Consider the following 21,114-nt stretch of genomic DNA (forward strand, 5'->3'; position numbering starts at 1 on the left):
ATTTATTTTATATCAGAAGCTGTTTTGTACCTAATTTTATTGTTCTTTAATATTTCAGCTACTTCAAGAGCTGCATAGGTAAATATACCTGTGGCACCGGCACGTTTAAAACTAATTAATGACTCCATCACAGCTCTCTCCCAATCCATTGCCCCTGCTTCTGCTGCAAATTTTAACATTGCATATTCTCCACTAACCTGATATGCAAAAATTTTAGCATTTAAATTATTTGCCGCTTCACGAATAACATCCAAAAACGGCATACCAGGCTTCACCATTACCATATCGGCTCCCTCTGCTATATCATGCTCCATCTCAAGCATTGCTTCCTTAATATTACGTACATCCATTTGATAGCTTGATTTATCTAAATAATTCTTTTTATTACTCTTAACAGCATCGCGAAACGGACCGTAAAAACTTGAAGCATATTTAGCGGCATAAGCAAGAATTCCAACATTTATAAATCCCTCTTGGTCAAGATATTCCCTTATAGCCCTAATTCTTCCATCCATCATATCGGAAGGTGCAACAATATCTACTCCAGCTTTTGCTAGCACTAATGCCTGATTACACAAAGCGCTTACTGATCTATCATTATCAACTGCCCCATGATGCACAATACCATCATGACCATGTGTAGTATAAGGATCAAGTGCTACATCGCATATTATACCAATATCGATATTAGCGTTTTTGATGCTTCTAATAGTTCTACATATTAAATTATCTAAATTATAAGCCTCATCGGCATTTTCGCTTTTTAGACTTTGATCAATACTTGGAAATAATGCAATAACATTAATACCCAGCTCTGCTGCTTCTTTTGCCGTTTCTACTATTTGATCAATCGATAAACGATATATACCAGGCATAGTTTTAATTTCTTGCCTTTCATTATGTCCTTCAACAACAAATAAAGGCAACACTAAATCACTAACCGATAAATTACTTTCGGATATTAACTCTCTAAGCCAAAAAGCTTTTCTATTTCTTCTAAGTCTAATATGGGGGTACATAAAATTCATATCTCATTTTAGTTAATAACTTGGATTCTAATATATAAAATATATAACCTAACTATCTTATAGTAAAAATATTGCATTACAAAAAGAAATTTTGCTTGCAATTTATAAAAAATTTAAGCAAGCTGTTTAATTATGTAAATAAACATAGGAGCTTAATATGACACAAGATAATATGCCAAAATCAGTACAAGATAGAATACAAGAGTGGGAAAAAAATCAAAAAATATGTCAAATAACCCACTAAAAAATACAAAACCGGCTGTTCCTCTAAAACCCACTTCTGAGCACATAAAGGCATGGAACGAGGCACATAAAAAACAGCCTGACTTAACTACACATTCCCAAGCACTTGATATATTTGTTGATACCCCATCTCCACAAGTTGAAACCCAAAAGCCTATTATTTTTTCAAAACCGGCTCCGGAACAAACAAAAGTACCGGAAACAACACCTAAAAAACAATCCAATTTAACCGTAAAAGAGAAAAGAGAGCAATTTTTTAAAGATCATAATATTGATACTAAAGATGCTTTGATTCCGGAATTTAGCCACTATATAGCATTAAGCGGTTCTATGGCAGGGAAGCATCGTGATGTTACTATTAAAGCTTATGAACAATCATTAGGACGGCTAATAAAACAAGTAGGAGTACCCCAAAAAGAGTTTGTTTCTTTTATAGAAGATGATCTAATCAAGCATCATCCACACAAAGATAAATTTGAAAAAATCAATCAACATTATAAATTACCTGAACCACCTACACTATCTGATATAATTGATAATCTGAGAGAATTAGTAAACAATGATGATATAATAGCTCATTTGAAACAAAGTAGACAACACATTGAATTTAAAGAAAAAGTAAATAATATTATTCAGATTTATGATGATAATAAACATAATCCAGCTGCTATAGCTAAAGTTGAAGCAAAACTGCAAGAGGTAGGTAAATGGTGTGAAAAAACTACAAAAATGGATAATAATCCTCTTTGGAAAAATATTGGTAATTTTATACAATATTCTTTTACCGAAGATAAAGCTAAAGCTGCTTTTTATAAAGATGCTATAAAAATTCTACTCAAAATACTAAAAAAGCTATAGAAGAAATACAAAAATCTCTTACCAACCCTTCTCCTCATTCATCTAATGTTCCACCGTCGAAGAATCAAGGAGAAAGATATAGAAGCTAATAAAAACTTTTAGGATCGATATCTATTTTTAGATGGCAAAAAGAAGGAATTTTTATAAGGCTTAGCCAAAATTTTAAATATTTCTGCAAATTAAATTTCTTATCGGCTATAATAAGTATTCGGTAACGATATTTACCAGCGAGCTTTGACATTAATGAGCTTGCCGGTCCTAAAATTTTTACGTTTGCTTTTGGTGCAATTCGGACCATATCCCTAGCAATTTCTAGAATTTTAGCCTCACTGGAACCTGACAAAATTACCGATGCTGTTTTGGAAAATGGCGGCATATCTGCTGATTTTCTTATTTCAAGTTCATGTGCAAAAAAACTATCTTCATCACCGGCTTTAACATAACTAAAAATTGTATTATCAGGATAATAGCTTTGTAAATATACTACACCTTTACTATCTCCTCTACCCGCTCTACCACCTACCTGATGTAGTAGCTGAAAAGTTCGCTCAGATGCTCTAAGATCGGCATTATTGCTTCCAAGATCGGCATCTATTACTCCAACTAAAGTAAGATTCGGAAAGTGATAACCTTTTGTTATTATTTGTGTGCCTATTAAAATATCAATTTCTAAATTTTCCATTTGATGTAGAAGCTGTGCTATTTTTTCCGGGCTTTTAGCATGATCTTTACTTATCACTGCAATTTTACTCTCAGGAAAAAGTGCTTTTGCTTCTTCCTCTATTCTCTCTATACCTGGACCACAGATAGTTAATGTTTCATCCTCTAGACATTCAGGACAAGAACTAAAAATTTTACTTTGATAACCGCAATGGTGACATTCAAGTTTGTTAGTCGCTTTATGTACTACCATCCAAGAAGAGCAGAATTTACAGGTCAATCTGTGACCGCAAGCTTTGCATAGCATGAGCGGAGCATAACCACGCCTATTAAGAAATAATAAGACTTGCTTTTTATTATCTAAATTACCTTTGATAGCTTCTATAAGAAGCTTGGATAAATAGGAATTCTTAGATAGCTTTTCTTTAGTCATGTCGATTATTTCTATATTTGGCAAATCGACATTTTTGTATCTATTAACCAATGTAACCAATTGATATTTACCAATTTCTATATTATGTATCGTTTCAATAGACGGTGTTGCCGAACACAAAACAATTTGTGCTTTATCAAATGTACCTCTTACGATAGCCGTATCCCTAGCATTATATAATATACCGTCATCTTGTTTATAGGAATCGTCATGTTCCTCATCTATAACTATTAAACCGAGATTTTTAAAAGGTAAAAACAAACTACTTCTAGCCCCAATTACTACTTTAACTTTATCGCTTAATATACCTCTTAAAATCATTTTCTTGTGAGCTTTGGTAACGCTTGAGTTCCATATGATAGGCTCAAAACCGAATCGCTCTATAAAACGATTAATAATTTGTGTACTTAAAGCAATTTCAGGCAACATAACAAGCACTTGTGTGCCTTTTGCTAAGTAATCTGCTATTAGATGAAAATATATTTCTGTTTTACCTGATCCCGTAACACCTTTAACAAGTGTTGGCTTATTACTTTCATTTAAAATTGTTACTGCTTGTTTCTGCTCTTCTGACAAATCAGGTAGCACAAAGTTATTATTGACTTTCTGCTCCTTAACTTTAATCGGTTTTTCAGCAATATCCATAGGTAATACTAACTTGGCTATGCTCCCAAGCTCTGACATATAGTAGCTACTCATCCATTTAATTAATTCTAAAACTTCTGAAGTAATATTTAAGTTTAACGGTACTTTCGCTCTAATAGTTTTTATTTTTTTTGCCTCGGAATTTGAAACAAGCTCCCATACTATACCGGTTAATTCCTTATTTCTAAAAGGCACTACAACAAGATCACCTATGTTTAGCTCTAAATCTTCAGGTATTAAATAATCTAGCGGAAATAATTTTGCTACCGGTAATAATATTTTTGCTATTCGCATATATAATGTATTTTATATTTTTTTTTTTATTATATACTAAACTGATAAATTATAGAAACCTAGATGAATAAAGAAACAAAAATTGTTATAGCAATTTCTGGAGCTTCAGGCACAATATACGGTATTCGTTTGCTTGAAGTACTAAAACAACAAAATATCGAAACTCATTTGGTTATTTCAGAGGGAGCAGCTCTTACTATAAAGCTCGAAACTAAATATTCTATAGATAAAATTAAGCTACTGGCGAATTATTATTATGACGATAAAGATTTAGGTGCTACCATTTCAAGCGGCTCTTTTAAAACTTCAGGCATGATAATAGCCCCTTGTAGTATGAAGACCTTAGCAAGTATTGCTCACTCAATGGAAGATAATTTAATTAGTAGAGCGGCAGGTGTTGTACTTAAAGACAGAAGGAAACTTATTTTAATGACCCGTGAAACTCCTTTGCATATCGGACATTTAGAAAATATGTTAAAAGTAGCGAGTTACGGCGGCATTATATCACCGCCCGTGCCGGCTTTTTATAATAACCCTGTAAGTATAGATGATATAGTGAATCATTCTATTACTAGAGTTTTAGATTTTTTCGATATCGAAACTAATTTAATTAAACGCTGGGATAGTTATGAGCAATAAAGTATCAACTTTACTATTAAAACTTGCATTTAAAAAAGCCTGTAATATTATTAATAAATATTTTTCACTGGAAAAAAGTGTAGTAGATAAATTAATGGCTGAACATAGAAATGAAGCAAAGAATGCACAATGTACAATGTTCTGTTTTGGGCTTTGTTGTGTGGATCGGTTTTAACGTCATTGCGAGGAAATGACATAAGTAATTGACGAAGCAATCCAGTAAAAATTCTGATTTACAGAATTTTTTTATCACCACGCAGCCTACGGCTGCTTGCAATGACGACTCGGTATCCACGCAACAATACCTCGTGGGAATGACATAAAGGGCTTCTTTTTTCAAACCATATAATAATTTAACAAACAACAATGGCACGTAATAAAATAAATAACGAAACAAATATATTAGCTGATAACGAAAATAATTTACCTATACCAAGGGTTTTACCTTCAAATGTTCAAGCAGAGCAAATGCTACTTGGGGCGATTTTAACCAATAACGAATTACTAAATTACGTATCGGAATTTTTACGTGATGAGCATTTTTTTGAACCTATTCATAAAAAAATCTATAAGGCAATTGAGAAAATTACTGAAAAAGGGCTGACAGCTACACCTATTACTTTACGTAGTATGTTAACTCAAGATGCACTATTTCAAGAAGTAGAAGGAGCGGAGTATTTAGCACAATTGATAACTATGTCAATGATGGTAATAAATCCGGTTGATTATGGTAAAATAATATATGATTTAGCAATAAAGCGTAATTTAATAAATATCGGTGAAGAAGTAGTAAATAATGCCTATAATTCTTCATTAGCAGTTGAAGCAAAGGAACAGATTGAACATGCCGAAGCTAAACTTTACGATTTAGCTAGCGAAGGTTTGAATGAAAAAAGTTTTACCAAAATCGGTATATCTATTTCAGAATCACTAGCTAGTATTAATAGGGCTATGAAAAATAATGATCATATAATTGGTATATCTACCGGTTTGATTGATCTAGATAATAAATTATGCGGCTTTCATAATTCCGATCTTATAATTCTTGCAGGACGTCCGTCTATGGGTAAAACGGCATTTGCTATAAATCTTGCACTTAATGCCTGTAATAATATGCGTCTTAAAAATATTAGAGATAATAAAGAAATTCAGTCAGTAGGTTTTTTCTCTTTAGAAATGTCCTCAGAACAGCTAACCACACGTCTACTTTCAATGTGTGCAGAAATTGATTCTACTTCTCTTCGTACGGGGATTCTAGGTGAAGAAAAATATAACCGTCTTCGCAAGGAAGCAAATACTTTATCGGAATTACAATTTTTTATCGATGATACCCCTGCTCTATCTATTTCCGCTATAAGAACAAGAGCTAGAAGAATGAAACGCAAGCATAATCTCGGTATATTATTTATTGATTATTTACAATTAATTAGAGGAGTAAGTAAATCCGAAAATAGAGTTAGCGAGATTTCAGAAATAACCCAAGGTTTAAAAGCAATAGCAAAAGAGTTAAATATTCCGGTTATTGCGTTATCTCAGCTTTCAAGAGCGGTAGAACTACGTGAGGACAAAAAACCTATGCTATCCGATCTTCGAGAATCGGGAACTATAGAACAGGATGCTGATATAGTAATGTTTATTTATCGTGAAGAATATTATTTAACTAGAAAAGAACCGGCAGCAGGCGATGCTAAACATGCCGCATGGTTAGATAAGCTCAACAAAGTATATAATATTGCCGATATAATTGTTGCAAAACATCGTAACGGACCAGTTGGAAATGTTCCGCTTTATTATGATAGTCAATTTTCGAAATTTGGTAATTTGGAGACAAGAACTTTTAACTCTAATTAAATCAGAATTGTTTTACGTCATTATTGCGTGGATACCAAATCGTCATTGCGAGCGAACGTTAGTGAGTGTGGCAATCTCAGGAATTTTTCCTGAGATTGCTTCGTCAGTTACTTCGTACCTTCCTCTCGCAATGATGATGTTTATCTTTATTTTTTTCTGTCTATCCTATTGCTTTATCAAACACCTCATTATTATTGTTCCTATAAAGCCACATCTCATTATAAGGAATGAACTTACCGGGCTTTATTATTATAGCACCATCACTTGATGTTAAAACTTGTATCTGTTTTCCTGCATATTTCTTCCCCACGGGTATTTGCCCGTTATTTCTTACATGTTTTATTGTTGCTATATTATTTCCTATTATCATAATATTTATATTTACAAAATTCCTATTTTTCAATATTACTAGTATATTTAATAATAAATAACCTTATGATTTAGTTACTATATTAACAAGTTCATAGCCCATTATAAGCATTTCAACAATTACACATATAATAATTAGATATTGTTTTTGTAATTCAAGATAATAAATTATTTATCTTTGCTTTATATAACAGATAAACCGGTAATAAAATTGCAATAATTACGAGAATCACAGCAAATCCTAAAATTATAATAAAAGCATTAGGTACTACTACTGCTACAATACAAGCTGGTAATATAGTAACGATAGAAGCGGTCATATTACGCATTACTACATTCGGTATCGAATTCATAAACATAGTTTTAAGGGAATTACATAGCCCTACTCCTACTCCGAGTATTGATCTAATGATAGCAAGAGTTGAAAATATCTAAACTAATAATTGTACGAACGGCCATTTTGCTATATTACTTAATTCCTTAAATCTCCGACTTCTACATTACTGGTAATCATTTGTTGATAAAATGTTGGATTATTATGATGTACTACAATAAGAATACTACAAGTCCAAATTATATATACTATTGCAGGAATTAAGCTTCCAAATAAAAACGCCGTCTTTAGCATTTTTGTTACAATAATTAGTTAAGGTATGGAAGATTACTTGAAAACTAAATGAAGTAAAAACTACCGAAGTGACTATACCCCATATAGATATTTCTTTTAGAGGTAATAATAATACACCATGCTCCTATATAAGTTATACTTGTATTTAAAGCTAATAACTTCTGTAATATTGAAGAGCCTCCGTATATAAATACTGCAAGTAAAGCATATGAAAGGAGCTTAAGCCTTACAGTACCGATGATTTGAGCAATATGTCCTGAAAAATATTTTCCCAATGCCCAAGTGTTAAGCCTTTACCCGCTTGAAGATTAAGCTCTAGGTTAATTAAAGAAGTATAATACATTATAAACCAAATTACAAACATCAATATTATACTAGGTATTATAACCTAATGTTGCTAATACCATGGGTAGTGCTATCATACCGCTACCTATACAAGTACCTGAAATTAACAGGATAATAAGTTTTTGCATAATTTAATGAAGTTTAGATTAAAGCAAAGGACTTAATTTTTGTTAAAAAGAAAATCAGCTAAAAAAAGACGATAAGAATTTTAAAGAATAAAAAGTTTTGATAAGTAAAATTAACATTCGTATAATTTTGTTAAAACATATGTAGCGGTATAGTATAAATTATATTAATAATTTATGTAAAATTATTAATATTGCTTTTTAAGGGTATTTTTATATATTCTTATTAGACCTCTTCCCAAACCAACTTATAGAGAGGAATTTAACGGAGACACGGGACACAGCACCACAGCATATATAGAAATACGTGAAGATGCGAGTACCGAATCGACGTATAAATTATCTCTAGAAACGACGCTTGGGAAGAGGTCTATTGAAAATTACTATATTTAAAAATGCATAGATTAGCTAAAATAATTAGTAATGCAGGAGTTTGTTCTAGGCGTGATGCTGAAAAGCTGATAGTTGAAGGACAGGTAAAAGTAGACGGCATTACAATTTTATCACCAACTACAAATGTTGATATTAGTAATCAAATTGAAGTATCAGGCACATTAATCAATAATATACACAAACCAAGGCTTTGGATTTATTACAAACCTGTTGGTTTAATTACCACTCATAAAGATCCTTTATCTCGTAAAACAGTGTTTGAACAGCTAACCGGTTTACCTCGTGTTATTTCAATAGGTAGGCTGGATTTAAATAGTGAAGGTTTATTATTACTAACTAATAGCGGTGATTTAGCTCGTCAGTTTGAGCTCCCCTCAAGTAGGTTAAAGCGAGTATATCATGTTAGGGCGTATGGGAAGTCTGATGTTCTACTAAAAAGCAATTATAAAAATTTAGAAATTGACGGGATATTTTATAACCCTCATTCGATAAAATTACTTAAGCAAAATAAGACTAATTGTTGGTTTGAAGTAGTTTTATTTGAAGGAAAAAATCGTGAAATTAGAAGAATATTCGAGTATTGTGGACTAAAAGTTAACAAATTAATTAGGATTCAATATGGTAGTTTTACAATAGATAATCTAAAACCCGGAGATTATAAAGAAATAAATAATAAAATACTGGAAAATAATTAGTAATGTGTTATTATTAATACATTTTAACTAATCATATAGAATACATATGACAAATCTTAATATATATACATGTGCAGAAAAAGACCTAAACGATTACCTTGGTTATATAAAAGATAACCCTAGTGTCTCGCTAAATGATTTTATCAAAAATAAATATTTCGCTGAAGATAATGATAACATTATCATTACTAGTTTAGAAAATATGGAAATTAACGCAGATTTAGCCAATGCTAATTTCCAAGGTACAATACTAACAGATGCCGTATTTAATAATTGTGACTTAACAAATACCATATTATGTGATTCAGATTTAACAAATGTACAATTTAATGATTGTACATTTATCGGTACCGACTTTAGAGGAGCAAATCTTCATTATACAGATTTTAATTATAAAGATTATGATTATGATAACTATAAAATCCCCAATCTCAAAGATAAAATACGAGATATAAAACTATCTTTTTCAGATCTTGAAAGATTAAATCAATATATAGATAAAGATTTAGAAAAAGAACATATCAAAGAAATAGTTATAGATGAAGCTACGAAGACAAAGAAATATATTTTGGCTGGAGAAGACGAAAAAACTTTATGGAACATCAAATCAAACGAACTAAAGACTAAGCAAGAAGAGTTAGAAACTCTAAAGCAAAATTTAGATAATCCTGGGATTGCTACCAATTTTTTAAATGCTTTTTGGAATAGTGCAGAAACTATTGCTAGAAACCGACAACACGCACTAGAAAAAATCAACAAGTTACAGCATGAAGTAAACAAATTAGAAACTGAAGTATATGCTTTAGATAATCTTAGAATGTTCTGCGGTAAGGGTTTAGAGGGTATTTTTGAGCAGTTAAAAGACGAAGAAATACAAATAACACTAGACCCATCATATATTATAGGCTCGACTGCCAAAGAACGAGATATACCGAAAGAATATATAAAATTAACTTCTGCCGAATTTGATCTATATTTAGCTGAAGCAGCAAAACAATCCAATACAAAATTATCTCTTACCGAATTTGTTAGAAAGCAAAAAAATCTTTCAGACGATTTAAATATAGTTCCTGATCTTTCAGCGATTAATTTATCAGGTAAAACTCTTACTAATCTTAACCTGAAGAATACATTATTTGCTTCAGCCAACTTAGAGAATGTCAAAATCTCAAATTGTAATTTAGATTTTACTAATTTTGAAGGAGCTAATTTACAAAATGCCGTTTTTCAAAATGTTACGGCTCGTAACGCAGGATTTCTTTTTGCTGATCTTAAAAAGAGCAAAATTGAAAATAGTGATATGTCGAGAGCTTACATGCCTAAAGTAGATTTATCTGAAGTAGAGGTAACAAATAGCAAATTTAATGCGGTTATGATGGTTAATGCCGATGCTGAAAAGTTCATTATTAAAGATTCAGAATGGAAAAATTCTAATCTGACCGGTATATCGCTTGCCTATGCAGATATGCAAAGAGTTCAAATGCAGGGGGTAGTTTTAAATAATGCACTTCTAGATCAAGCAAATATCGTTTCTACTAATCTTGAAAATGTTTTTATGAATAAAACACATGCATTAGAAGCAAAATTTAAAGAGCAATGTAACATGCAAGGCATAACTGCAAGAAATGCCTATTTTAGCGATGCTGAATTTGAAAATATACTATCTTTAAAAGAAGCTGACTTAAGAGAAGCTATAATGCAACGTGTTAAACTTAAGAACGCTGATTTAACAAAAGCACAGCTTGATAAAGCAAATCTTGAATATGCCGATCTTACAAACGCTACGCTTACTAATGCAACTGCACAATTTGCTCAGTTAAGTAATGCTACTTTAGAAAAAGCAGAAGCCGAGGGATTAAATATTTCGGATGCTATTGCTAAAAATATTAATGCTAAGGAAGCTAACTTTAAAAATGCAATTATGCAGCGTGCCGATCTTACTAAAGCCAATTTCACTAAAGCAGTGTTGGAAAATGCCGATATGCAAGCAGTGGAAGCAGCCGAGGCTATATTTAAAGAAGCAAATCTAAAACAAGCGAATCTAAAAGCAGCAAATCTAGCTGGAATTAATAAAGAAGGAGCAGATTTTGATAAAGCAAAAATCAACGATGCTACAAAGATGCATGATACTAAAGGTGAGGCTAAAGGGAATTTAGATCATCAAGATAAAGACGGTAAAAAAACATCTGTCAATGTTAACGAACATGCTAAATTACAAGATAAAATTCATGCCAGAGAGAAAAGCGGTTGGTTTCTGAAAACCGGAGTAGGACAGTTTTGTACAAAACTTGCTAAAAGTACTACATCAGGACTTAGCCGCGTAACAAATTTTTTAGCAAGTAAAAAATTTTTAGTAGGACTTGCCGTAGTAACCGGTCTTGCAGTAGCAGCTGCACCTTTCGTAGCAATGCCTGTGTTATTGGCCACCGGCACGGCCCTTACTACTAAAGCTGTAATTCTAGGCGCAGGTATTTTGGCCGGAGGGCTAGTCGCTACCGGCACTTATAAACTCACTCAAAAACCTTTACGCAATCTTCAGAAGTCATTTGAAAACTTAACTAGTAGTATAGATAAATATATCTCACCGCCTCCTAAAAATATTGATGAATTAGTAACAGCAAAACAACAAGCAAGACAAAAAGCTGAGACAGAAAAATCTAAAGAAAGGGAAGAAAATTTAAATAATGTAAATAATAATATTGATAAAGCTAAAGAACAAGATCTTTCAAAACAAGCACAAAATAATTTAAACCAAACAACGCCAAAAGTAGAAATCAAAGAAAAGCAAGATAAAACTGTAGAAAAACAACAAGCAAAATCTAATACATTTGCAGCAAAATTTAAGCCTAACACTCAAGGCAAAGGATTTGCCACAAAAATAAAAAACGAAAAAAAATCACGCTCAATAAAAGAAGCATATAACTAAATAAGTGTTAAAAATAATATCCGGTAAATATAGAAACCAAATTATACCTACCGCTAAAAATATCAAATATCGACCTTCCACCGGTAAACTCAAAGAGGCAATATTTAGTATATTAACCTCCGGTGAGTTTACCGGTAATAAATTATTTAACGAAAATACTCACATTCTCGATTTATTTGCCGGTAGTGGTAGCCTTGCTTTTGAGAGCCTATCAAGAGGAGCAGGTTTTGCTACCTTAATTGATATTGATACATCCTCATTAAAAATAGCAGCAGGATTTGCTAAATCTCTAAACATTGAAAATAATGTTAATTTTGTTAATATTAATGCTTTAAATCTAACGAAAGCTACTAGACATCTTTTTAAACCAGCTTATAGAGAGGGATCTAAAGGAGACACGGAACACAGCACCGCAGCGTACACACTAGTACGTGAGGATGCGAGTACCAGATCAACGTCTAAATTACCTCTAGAAGCGAAGTTTGGGAAGATGTCTAATAAAGCATTTGATCTTGTCTTTATAGACCCCCCTTATCATAAAAATATAGTGCCTAAAGTAATGAAACTGCTGATAAAAAATAATTGGCTCAAAGACGGTGCTATTATAGTTATTGAGATGGCTAAAACAGATGATTATATTTTAGATGAAAATATTGAAATTATACGTGAAAAACTATATGGTAAGAGTAAGCTGTTGGTTTTGAGCTTTACCGTCATTCCCGCGAAGGCGGGAATCCAGTAAAACATATAAAATATAAAAACTTGTTTTTATATTTTTATTTTATTAATAGTATGTAATTTTGTACCTGTATTAAGGTTATTTTTCTGGATTCCCGCTTTCGTGGGAATGACATAGAACCGCGTAACAAGACATTAAAAACAAACATGACCAAAAAACATTACATATGTTCTAACTGTGGAAATATTAGTCCTAAATGGTCAGGGCAGTGCTTTGATTGCGGTGTATGGGGTAGTATTGTCGAAGAGATAATCAGTACAAATCAAGCAATTGTTAAAGTCGGTAGCAAGCAAGACTTCGATAAGCTTTCAGGGCATGTAACCGAGCAGTTACGCATCCCTACCCCTATAGGTGAATTCAATAGAGTACTAGGCGGCGGTTTAGTGCTTGGTTCGGCTATATTAATAGGAGGAGACCCTGGTATAGGCAAATCTACTTTGTTACTACAGCTAGCAGCAAGTAACTTTGCATCAAAGATGAATTGCTTATATATAACGGGCGAAGAATCGTTAGACCAAATAAAATTAAGGGCCATAAGGCTAAACCTAACTAACTATAATACCGATATTTTAGCAGCTACTAATTTGGAAGATATTATTGGGAGTATAGAAGCTAATAAAAATAATATTGATTTAATAGTGATTGATTCTATTCAAACAATTACCACAAAAGAATTATCATCGCCTCCAGGCACTGTTTCGCAAATTCGTACATGTGCAAATGAGCTTGTTAATTATGCTAAGCAAAACAATATAATTATTTTATTAAGCTGTCACGTCACTAAAGACGGACAACTAGCAGGTCCTAAGATACTTGAACATTTAGTGGATACCGTGCTATATTTTGAGGGAGATCATAATAATCATTTCCGTATTTTACGCTCATATAAAAATCGTTTTGGCGGTGTGGGTGAAATAGGAGTATTTGAGATGAACGGCAGCGGACTTATTGAAGTAACAAATCCGTCTGAACTATTTTTAATGCAGCGAGAACAGAACGTTATAGGTACGTCTATTTTTGCAGGAATCGAAGGTTCAAGACCGTTACTTATGGAAGTACAAGCCCTTATAGTACCCTCAAATATGGTAACTCCTAGACGCTCTGCGGTGGGCTGGGATGCTAATAGGTTATCAATGATACTTGCCGTGCTTAGTAGTAGGATCGGACTGAATCTTGCTAATTATGAGGTATATTTAAGCATTGCGGGGGGACTTAAAATTGCCGATCCTGCTTCTGATTTAGCAGTAATAGCGAGCTTAATATCTGCTGCAACCGGCAACCCTGTACCCGAACATAGCGTCTTTTTCGGCGAAATAAGCTTATCGGGTGAAATAAGAAAAACCGCAAAGGCAGAAACAAGAATAAAAGAAGCCGTAAAACTTGGATTTAATAAGATTATCTGCTCTAAATTTGAAAATTTAACGTATGACTTTATATCTTCCGTCTCACATTTACAGGACCTAAAAGAGATAATTAAATGAGTATAGTTTATGAAATAAGAAATTTGGAAGAAGCACGTAATTTTTTATCTAGTGTAGAAGAACAGCTGATATTAACAAATCATGCCTCTAGCGTAAAATATTACGGTATGCTAGCAATTGATTACATGTTTAAAACTCTAAGTAAAGAATTTCCAGAAAAAGTTTTAGATCTTACCGTAAATGTAGGAGAGGATCACGCTGCTTTATTTACTGCAATCAAACTAGGGTATAGGAATATATCATATACAGGGAATTCTGAGGAAGCTAGGGGGTTGTTGTACGGATATCAAACCGTCATTGCGAGCGACTGAAAGGAGCACGGCAATCCAGAAAATAATTAAAAAAATGCTAAAAATTAGCATTTTTAACTGAATTGCTTCGTCAATTACTCCGTAATTTTCCTTGCAATGACAACAATTTAATAAAAAAAACCATGAATATCAAAGATATAGGAGTAATAATTGCTAAAAAACCTTTGAAAGAAAATACATTTATTATTACGGTTTTTACTAAAAATCATGGTTTATATTCGGGAGTTGTAAAAGAATTTACTAAAAAAAGTAAATTTATATATCAAGAAGGGAATATTATAGATTTTCTTTGGCAGGCAAGATTACATGAACATATTGGCATGGCTAAATGTGAACTCATTAAATCTTACACCGGTTATTTTATCACAAATAAAACTAAATTATATGCTTTTAATTCCGTTATATCTTTAATCAAAGAGTTATTTCATGAAAGAGAAGAACATTCTAAATTTTTTTCATTTCTAATTAACTATTTAGATAATTTATCAAAGAATTTTTGTTTTCGTGATTATATTAATTTTGAGCTAGCTTTACTTGCCGAGACGGGTTATAAGCTTGATCTTACCAAGTGCGGCGTGAGCCATGTTACAACTGATTTAATCTATGTATCACCTAAATCAGCTAGAGCATTATCATATGAAGTAGGAAAAGCTTATAAAGATAAATTATTGATGTTACCAAGATTTTTACTTTCAGATAATAGTGAGATTACATTAGAAGAAAAACGGCAAGCTTTAGCTCTAACAAACTATTTTTTTAATAGATATTTATTTCATAATAATAGACAGGTTGAAGCACGCCAAACTTTTATTGAATATACTTTAAATAATTTTTAGAGACTATATTTTTACTTTTATTTTTCTTATTTTATGATATACTTACTTAAGTAATTACTTAAATAAGTATGTAATATGACTAGACTAAGCATAGATATACCAAACGAATTACATCATTTTCTTAAAGTTCACACTGCAAAATGATACTATTATGAATTTTGTAAGAGAAGCGATATATCATAAAATAGCACAGGAAAAAGCATTAAATGCAGAATCAATAAAAATATTAGAAGAATCAGCAAAAGGTTTAAATATTAATAAATATTCTGCGTATAAAGAAATGTATAAAAACCTTAATTTAATATGATTCTGCAAATCTCTACTATTTTATTACATGTCATTCCTGCGAAAGCGAGAATCCAGTTGAGTAAAGCTTCTTAAAAGCTTTACTCAAGAAGAAAGTAATATAATAAAAAAATCTTTAAAATCAAGATTTAATGACATAAGGGCTTTTCAAAAATTTCCTGGTACACTATCTATACATACCGGTACACATAGTGACTTATTCAAATAATAATCTATGAAAATACTAGCATTTGACACAGCCAATAATACTGCATCGGTAGCAATATCCGAAAATGAGAATATCCTGGCATGTATAGAAGAATTACGTCCTTCTATGCAAGCAGAAAATCTAATGCCGATGATAGAAGACGTGATGAAATCAGCTAAATGTTCATATGATGATTTAGATTATTTAGCGGTAACTAACGGACCCGGTAGCTTTACCGGCATTAGAATAGGACTTGCTAGTGCTAAAGGTATATTATTTTCCAAGGAGAATATTCAAGCAGTAGCGGTTAGCAATTTTGAATATGCTTATTTTAGAGCCATAACTCAAGTTAAAGATTATGATAAAATATATGTCTTTTTAAATGCTTATCGCTCACAGCTTTATATGCAAGTTTTTCATAAATCAGGACAAATAGAAGAGCCGTTATTGATAGATTTCGAGTATGCTATAAAACTGCTTACAAATGAGAAAGGGCATATAGTTTGTTGCGGTAGCGGACTTGAATTTATATATCACCAAATTATGCATTTGCCGAATATAATAACCTTGCCACGTTTTGCACGAGTTAAAGCTTGGGTTACCTGTAGATATATTGCTAGTAGATTGTCGAGCGATGTAAAATTAAATAGCTCTATCGAGCCACTATACATACGCCCTCCTGATGCTAAAATCGCAATCAATTATGCCATTCCTAGTTAAAAGTAGGAATCCATTTACTGGATTTCTATAATCAACGAAATGACATAAGAGCTTTATTATAAGTATACTACATCATCTTCATAATTAAAGACTCCAAAATGATAAGATAATTTCATAGTAAAATCACTATTAGAGTGTTCTACTTGATTGTCTGGTACTTTTATTTCATCTTCATAATCAAAGAATCCGGAATCACTATCAGAGACTGCACCTGATTCTTGTTTTACACACTTCTTGTCGTGTATTAAGGCTATTATTTGCCCAACTAATGATTTCGATAAATCATGATTATCCGAGTTAATAATATCAATGATTCTTACTAGACTTTCATCTGAGGCGTGCAAAATTATTGGTGCTAGCTTATCATTTGAAATATGACTCATGATTCTTACTAAATTTTTATTTGGAATAATATCAAAATTTTCTGCAAGCTTTTCTTCTCCTGCTAAAATAATTATATTTTCAAGCTGTTCATCAGAAAGATCCTCATCTGATAATTTTTTTAGTTCCTGCTCGGTAAGCTTTTCTAAAGAAAGGGTAGTATCGATATATGTATTTAATTTATCTAATGGAATAAATTGCATTAATTTTTCAAAATGCTCCGGCAAAATATAATGAACTAATTTTTGTGCTTGTTCATCGGAAATATTATTAATTAATTCTACCAATTTTTTATATGTTATCTTTTCAAACACTTCATCTAATGCATTTTCAGACGTGTTTAAAATTGCTTCTACTAACTCATCATCAGGAAGAGTTTCTAGTTGATCTAAGAGATTAAATGTTTCTTCAGCGTTATTATTTAAATAAGAAAAAAGTTTATTACTCACAAAATTACAAGTTTCAGCAACTTTAGAAGAAAGAATACTAGATGTATTTTTTATAATATTAAAACTCTTTACTCCGAAATCATAAACTGTTTTTAATGATGAACTAAATGTACTGACAAAACCTTTACTTTTAGGTGTGTTAGTTACTTTTTCACTACCATCAAGCTTATTTAAAAGATCTGTAAATCTGATTTGAGAGATGCCTAGAGTATCTGGCTGACCTTTTACTGCTTCTTGGAAGATTATTTTAGAATTTAAAAAAGGATCTTTAGCTTGAGCTTCTACTATTTTTTTATTACATCTTGCACTTTTTTCGTCATACTGCTTAATTGAATTATCTAACGCTGCTAAAAAATCAGTATTTTCTTCTTGCTTAGTAGGAGAAGTTATAAACTCAAATTCATCGTTAGCAAGATAGGAGGCCGACTTTGGAGAGGTATTATTTGGGATTAAATTTTGTAACTTATTAAAAATTGATGTTATGGCCATAATTTTTCCTCATTTCTGATTACAATAATCAACATTGCCATTATAATAGAAATTATGAGGAGGTCAAGATAAAGGCTAATAATTATTAACTTTTTATTATATTTTACTTCAAATTGATTAATTTATCAAAAAGGGATATTCTACTAAATGTCATGCCCGCGAAAGCAGGTTGTTGCGTGGTTCTAACTTTTCGTCATTGCGAGGAAATTACAAAGTAATTGACGAAGCAATCTCAGGAGTTTGTTATTATTTCATGAGATTGCCATACAGTCTACAACTACTCGCAATGACGATTTAGTAGTATCCATGCAACAACACCGCAGTACTTGTATGATAATGTAGGCAATTTTTGAAGTTCAACGAGTATATTATAATTGTCTTTGTTCTTGAATTAGCTCAAAAACTTCAACTGTGTCTCCTTCTCTAATATCTTCATAATTTTCAAATGCTATACCACACTCATATCCTTCTCTAACTTCTTTAACTTCATCTTTAAAGCGTTTTAAAGTTTTGAGTTTTCCTTCATGAATGACTACATTATCACGTAATAAGCGTACGCCCGCTCCTTTCTTAATAATCCCTTTAGTTACATAGCTACCGGCGATTTTGCCAACTTTGGTAATATTAAATATTTGTCTAATTTCTGCGCTTCCGATATACTGCTCTCTAACGATCGGATCAAGCATACCGCTCATAATGGCTTTTATATCATCAATTAAATGATATATTATACTATAATATCGAATATCGACTTTTTCTTTTTCTGCGGCAGTTAAGGCATTTGCCCCTGCTCTAACGTTAAAGCTGACAATAATAGCCGAAGAAGCATGTGCAAGAGATACATCGGATTCCGTTATCGGACCTACGCCACTATGAAGTATACGAAGCTTTATCTCATCACTCGGTAATTTTAATAAGCTACCTGAAATAGCTTCAACCGACCCTTGAACATCACCTTTAATAATTAAAGGTAATTCCTTAATTTTACTATTACCGGAAGCTTTTAAAAACAAATCTTCTAAACTTGAACGCGGTGCAATAGATATTTTTTTTTCTTTAGCAAGACGCATTCTATATTCGGCTATATCTTTTGCTTGTTTCTCATTTTGTACTATGTTAAATTTATCGCCGGCAAAAGGCACTTCATTTAACCCCTGAATTTCTACAGGAACAGACGGAGTTGCTTCTACTATTTCTAGTCCCTTATCATTAGTCATCTTTTTAACTTTACCGTAAGCAGTACCAGCTATTATAATATCACTGTTTCTTAAAGTACCTCGCTGCACTAATATAGTGGTTAGCGTTCCTCTTCCTTGTTCAATTTTTGACTCGATTACAACACCGGCAGCTGAACCGAAAGGATTTGCCTTTAAATCCTGCATTTCTGCAATTAATAAAATTGCTTCTTCAAGTTTATCTAAGTTAATTTTCTTTAGTGCCGAGATAGGAATAATCATAACGTCACCACCTGCCTCTTCGCCGATAATTTCATGGACATATAATTCATTCTTTACACGCTCAATATCAATATCAGGCTTATCAATCTTATTAATAGCTACAATTATAGGAACGCCCGCTGCTTTCGCATGATTAATTGCCTCAACCGTTTGCGTTTTGATTCCATCATCTGCTGCGACCACTATAATAACTATATCCGTTACTTTAGCACCTCTTGACCGCATTTCCGAAAAAGCTTCATGCCCCGGAGTATCAATAAAAGTAATTGCTCTACCATCTGCAAGAGTTACTCTATAAGCCCCAATATGTTGTGTAATTCCGCCTAGCTCACCTGCAGCAATATCTGTAGACTTAAGAGCGTCAAGCAATGAGGTTTTACCATGATCGACATGACCCATTACCGTTACAACCGGAGCACGCGTTCTTAAATCCTCAACCTTATCATCACTAATTAAAACATTTTCAACATCTGACTCTTGGACTCTTTTTACCGTATGCCCTAAATTTGTTGCAACTAGTTCTGCCGTATCGGCATCTATTGTTTGGCTAGCATTTGCAAGAATACCGAGTTTCATTAATTCTTTAATTACATCAGCCACTCTTTCAGACATAGCATTTGCAAGATCGCCGACTCCGATAACTTCCGGGATCGTCACTTCTCTATATACTTTCTCAGGTGCTTGTGATGCTAATTTACGCTTTTCTTTTTCTCTAGCTCTTTTTATAGAAGCAAGACTTCTAGTTCTACAGCTGCCGCTTTCGTCGTCGCTAAGCATATTGAAAAGATCGGCTTTTTTGAATTTTTTTGGCTCTTCTAGCTTAATTTTTGGTGCTATTATTTTACTATCTGCTGTTTTATCTAATTCTTTCTCTGATTCTATACCGTAACGTGTTCGCATTCCTACTAAAGGAGACTTTACAAAAGTTTCTTCTTGCTTTTTAGGTATTTGTGACGGTATATCTTCATCATCTTGAACGATTTTAGCACTAACTTCTACTTTATTTTCTTCGGTATTTTGCTGTTTTTGTTCAACTTCTTTATCAGTTTCTAGCGGTTCTATTTTGGAGTTAGCAGACTGGTTAATACTTGCAAGTTTGCTTAAAGTGCTTATTTTTGAAGGGTCATTTAATTGAGATTGCTCAGCAGCTTTTTTTAGAATAGATAAACGTCTGTTAAATTCTTCCTTATTAGCATCAATAACAGTTTGATCTAAGCTATTCCTTTCTTTATTTAATGAAAGGGTAGTAGCACTACCGGTAGAGCTTTTTCTAACTTCTACTAGCGTTTTAGATTTAGCATTAACAAAGCTTTGAGCTCCTGTAAGAGAGTCAAAAGACTTATTAAGCGATAATTTTGAATTGCCAAGTGTCAACTTTTTGGGTTTGATTTCCTGGTTATCCGTCATATTTAAAACCTTTGTGTTTCTGTTTTGTCTGTCTACTACTTGATTATGTCATTCCTAGCTAAAAGCGGCGTTGCTCGCATGGCTCGTTTATGTCATTCCCGCGAAAGCGGGAATACACTAAAATTTATAAAAAAACTTATTTTTATAGGTTTATTTTTCAAGGACGCCGTAATTACTAAGCTATTTATTCTGGATGCCTGCTTTCGCAGGAATGACATA

19 protein-coding genes are annotated in these 21,114 nt (G+C 32.4%); 12 read left to right on the plus strand and 7 right to left on the minus strand.

Annotated elements, in window-relative coordinates; genetic code table 11:
- Positions 1-2 precede the first annotated feature (2 nt).
- The gene (gene hemB, locus ACHBLB_RS06730) at positions 3-1,019 is read right to left on the minus strand and encodes a porphobilinogen synthase (protein WP_475842800.1); all 1,017 of its coding nucleotides are present in this window, start codon (positions 1,017-1,019) and stop codon (positions 3-5) included.
- Positions 1,020-1,253: 234 nt separating this feature from the next.
- Between hemB and ACHBLB_RS06735 the strand changes: the two genes are divergently transcribed.
- Entirely contained in the window at positions 1,254-2,129 is an 876-nt protein-coding gene (locus ACHBLB_RS06735) for a hypothetical protein (RefSeq protein ID WP_475841553.1), read from the plus strand.
- An 85-nt stretch (positions 2,130-2,214) separates the two neighbouring features.
- On the opposite strand, the gene ACHBLB_RS06740 is transcribed toward ACHBLB_RS06735, so the two are convergent.
- On the minus strand, positions 2,215-4,161 hold the full coding sequence (locus tag ACHBLB_RS06740) for a primosomal protein N' (protein WP_475841555.1): 1,947 nt from the start codon (positions 4,159-4,161) through the stop codon (positions 2,215-2,217).
- A gap of 63 nt (positions 4,162-4,224) precedes the next feature.
- Between ACHBLB_RS06740 and ACHBLB_RS06745 the strand changes: the two genes are divergently transcribed.
- The 3 genes from ACHBLB_RS06745 (at position 4,225) to ACHBLB_RS06755 (ending at position 6,651) form a co-directional block, all read left to right on the plus strand.
- On the plus strand, positions 4,225-4,800 hold the full coding sequence (locus tag ACHBLB_RS06745) for a UbiX family flavin prenyltransferase (RefSeq protein ID WP_475841557.1): 576 nt from the start codon (positions 4,225-4,227) through the stop codon (positions 4,798-4,800).
- Positions 4,790-4,975: a hypothetical protein gene (locus ACHBLB_RS06750; protein ID WP_475842814.1), complete on the plus strand. Its 186-nt coding sequence runs from the start codon at positions 4,790-4,792 to the stop codon at positions 4,973-4,975. Before ACHBLB_RS06745 ends, ACHBLB_RS06750 begins: the two co-directional genes overlap by 11 nt.
- Positions 4,976-5,166: 191 nt before the next feature.
- Entirely contained in the window at positions 5,167-6,651 is a 1,485-nt protein-coding gene (locus ACHBLB_RS06755; RefSeq protein WP_475841559.1) for a replicative DNA helicase, read from the plus strand.
- Between the two features lie 160 nt (positions 6,652-6,811).
- Here the strand turns inward: ACHBLB_RS06755 and ACHBLB_RS06760 are convergent, their stop codons facing one another.
- From ACHBLB_RS06760 to ACHBLB_RS06770, 3 genes are all read right to left on the minus strand, one after another.
- A complete protein-coding gene (locus ACHBLB_RS06760) occupies positions 6,812-7,021 on the minus strand; it encodes a hypothetical protein (RefSeq protein ID WP_475841561.1) in 210 nt (69 codons plus the stop codon).
- A 154-nt stretch (positions 7,022-7,175) separates the two neighbouring features.
- Complete coding sequence (locus ACHBLB_RS06765; protein ID WP_475842803.1) at positions 7,176-7,421, minus strand: aromatic amino acid transport family protein; 246 nt, start codon at positions 7,419-7,421, stop codon at positions 7,176-7,178.
- A 271-nt stretch (positions 7,422-7,692) separates the two neighbouring features.
- Positions 7,693-7,923: a to amino acid permease gene (locus ACHBLB_RS06770; RefSeq protein ID WP_475841563.1), complete on the minus strand. Its 231-nt coding sequence runs from the start codon at positions 7,921-7,923 to the stop codon at positions 7,693-7,695.
- Positions 7,924-8,513: 590 nt separating this feature from the next.
- On the opposite strand from ACHBLB_RS06770, the gene ACHBLB_RS06775 reads away from it, so the two are divergent.
- The 8 genes from ACHBLB_RS06775 (at position 8,514) to tsaB (ending at position 16,712) form a co-directional block, all read left to right on the plus strand.
- The gene (locus tag ACHBLB_RS06775; RefSeq protein WP_012262460.1) at positions 8,514-9,206 is read left to right on the plus strand and encodes a pseudouridine synthase; all 693 of its coding nucleotides are present in this window, start codon (positions 8,514-8,516) and stop codon (positions 9,204-9,206) included.
- 46 nt (positions 9,207-9,252) lie between these two features.
- Entirely contained in the window at positions 9,253-12,132 is a 2,880-nt protein-coding gene (gene srfD / locus ACHBLB_RS06780; protein WP_475841565.1) for an effector protein SrfD, read from the plus strand.
- Positions 12,133-12,136: 4 nt separating this feature from the next.
- The gene (locus ACHBLB_RS06785; RefSeq protein ID WP_475841567.1) at positions 12,137-12,874 is read left to right on the plus strand and encodes an RsmD family RNA methyltransferase; all 738 of its coding nucleotides are present in this window, start codon (positions 12,137-12,139) and stop codon (positions 12,872-12,874) included.
- A gap of 143 nt (positions 12,875-13,017) precedes the next feature.
- Positions 13,018-14,352 (plus strand): DNA repair protein RadA, encoded by a 1,335-nt coding sequence (radA, locus tag ACHBLB_RS06790; protein ID WP_475841569.1) that lies wholly within the window; start codon positions 13,018-13,020, stop codon positions 14,350-14,352.
- Positions 14,349-14,663 carry a hypothetical protein gene (locus ACHBLB_RS06795; RefSeq protein ID WP_475841571.1) on the plus strand — a complete coding sequence of 105 codons (315 nt, stop codon included), beginning with the start codon at positions 14,349-14,351 and terminating at the stop codon, positions 14,661-14,663. The genes radA and ACHBLB_RS06795 overlap by 4 nt, the downstream gene beginning before the upstream one ends.
- 122 nt (positions 14,664-14,785) lie before the next feature.
- Entirely contained in the window at positions 14,786-15,499 is a 714-nt protein-coding gene (gene recO, locus ACHBLB_RS06800) for a DNA repair protein RecO (protein ID WP_475841573.1), read from the plus strand.
- 151 nt (positions 15,500-15,650) lie between these two features.
- The gene (locus ACHBLB_RS06805; protein WP_014364818.1) at positions 15,651-15,806 is read left to right on the plus strand and encodes a hypothetical protein; all 156 of its coding nucleotides are present in this window, start codon (positions 15,651-15,653) and stop codon (positions 15,804-15,806) included.
- Between the two features lie 213 nt (positions 15,807-16,019).
- Complete coding sequence (gene tsaB, locus ACHBLB_RS06810; RefSeq protein WP_475841575.1) at positions 16,020-16,712, plus strand: tRNA (adenosine(37)-N6)-threonylcarbamoyltransferase complex dimerization subunit type 1 TsaB; 693 nt, start codon at positions 16,020-16,022, stop codon at positions 16,710-16,712.
- Positions 16,713-16,768: 56 nt separating this feature from the next.
- On the opposite strand, the gene srfC is transcribed toward tsaB, so the two are convergent.
- Complete coding sequence (gene srfC / locus ACHBLB_RS06815; RefSeq protein WP_475841577.1) at positions 16,769-18,031, minus strand: SrfC family effector protein; 1,263 nt, start codon at positions 18,029-18,031, stop codon at positions 16,769-16,771.
- A 368-nt stretch (positions 18,032-18,399) separates the two neighbouring features.
- A complete protein-coding gene (infB, locus tag ACHBLB_RS06820; RefSeq protein WP_475841579.1) occupies positions 18,400-20,895 on the minus strand; it encodes a translation initiation factor IF-2 in 2,496 nt (831 codons plus the stop codon).
- Between the last annotated feature and the right edge of the window lie 219 nt (positions 20,896-21,114).

The sequence above is a fragment of the Rickettsia lanei genome, assembly GCF_056242675.1.

What these genes read in the sequence shown, in the direction of transcription:
- srfD (WP_475841565.1), top strand. Translation starts at nt 9,253, where the DNA reads ATGACAAATCTTAATATATATACATGTGCAGAAAAAGACCTAAACGAT.
- ACHBLB_RS06750 (WP_475842814.1), top strand. Translation starts at nt 4,790, where the DNA reads ATGAGCAATAAAGTATCAACTTTACTATTAAAACTTGCATTTAAAAAA.
- ACHBLB_RS06755 (WP_475841559.1), top strand. Translation starts at nt 5,167, where the DNA reads ATGGCACGTAATAAAATAAATAACGAAACAAATATATTAGCTGATAAC.
- recO (WP_475841573.1), top strand. Translation starts at nt 14,786, where the DNA reads ATGAATATCAAAGATATAGGAGTAATAATTGCTAAAAAACCTTTGAAA.
- ACHBLB_RS06745 (WP_475841557.1), top strand. Translation starts at nt 4,225, where the DNA reads ATGAATAAAGAAACAAAAATTGTTATAGCAATTTCTGGAGCTTCAGGC.
- infB (WP_475841579.1), bottom strand. Translation starts at nt 20,895, where the DNA reads ATGACGGATAACCAGGAAATCAAACCCAAAAAGTTGACACTTGGCAAT.
- hemB (WP_475842800.1), bottom strand. Translation starts at nt 1,019, where the DNA reads ATGTACCCCCATATTAGACTTAGAAGAAATAGAAAAGCTTTTTGGCTT.
- srfC (WP_475841577.1), bottom strand. Translation starts at nt 18,031, where the DNA reads ATGGCCATAACATCAATTTTTAATAAGTTACAAAATTTAATCCCAAAT.
- ACHBLB_RS06760 (WP_475841561.1), bottom strand. Translation starts at nt 7,021, where the DNA reads ATGATAATAGGAAATAATATAGCAACAATAAAACATGTAAGAAATAAC.
- ACHBLB_RS06805 (WP_014364818.1), top strand. Translation starts at nt 15,651, where the DNA reads ATGAATTTTGTAAGAGAAGCGATATATCATAAAATAGCACAGGAAAAA.
- ACHBLB_RS06735 (WP_475841553.1), top strand. Translation starts at nt 1,254, where the DNA reads ATGTCAAATAACCCACTAAAAAATACAAAACCGGCTGTTCCTCTAAAA.
- tsaB (WP_475841575.1), top strand. Translation starts at nt 16,020, where the DNA reads ATGAAAATACTAGCATTTGACACAGCCAATAATACTGCATCGGTAGCA.
- ACHBLB_RS06775 (WP_012262460.1), top strand. Translation starts at nt 8,514, where the DNA reads ATGCATAGATTAGCTAAAATAATTAGTAATGCAGGAGTTTGTTCTAGG.
- ACHBLB_RS06795 (WP_475841571.1), top strand. Translation starts at nt 14,349, where the DNA reads ATGAGTATAGTTTATGAAATAAGAAATTTGGAAGAAGCACGTAATTTT.
- radA (WP_475841569.1), top strand. Translation starts at nt 13,018, where the DNA reads ATGACCAAAAAACATTACATATGTTCTAACTGTGGAAATATTAGTCCT.
- ACHBLB_RS06740 (WP_475841555.1), bottom strand. Translation starts at nt 4,161, where the DNA reads ATGCGAATAGCAAAAATATTATTACCGGTAGCAAAATTATTTCCGCTA.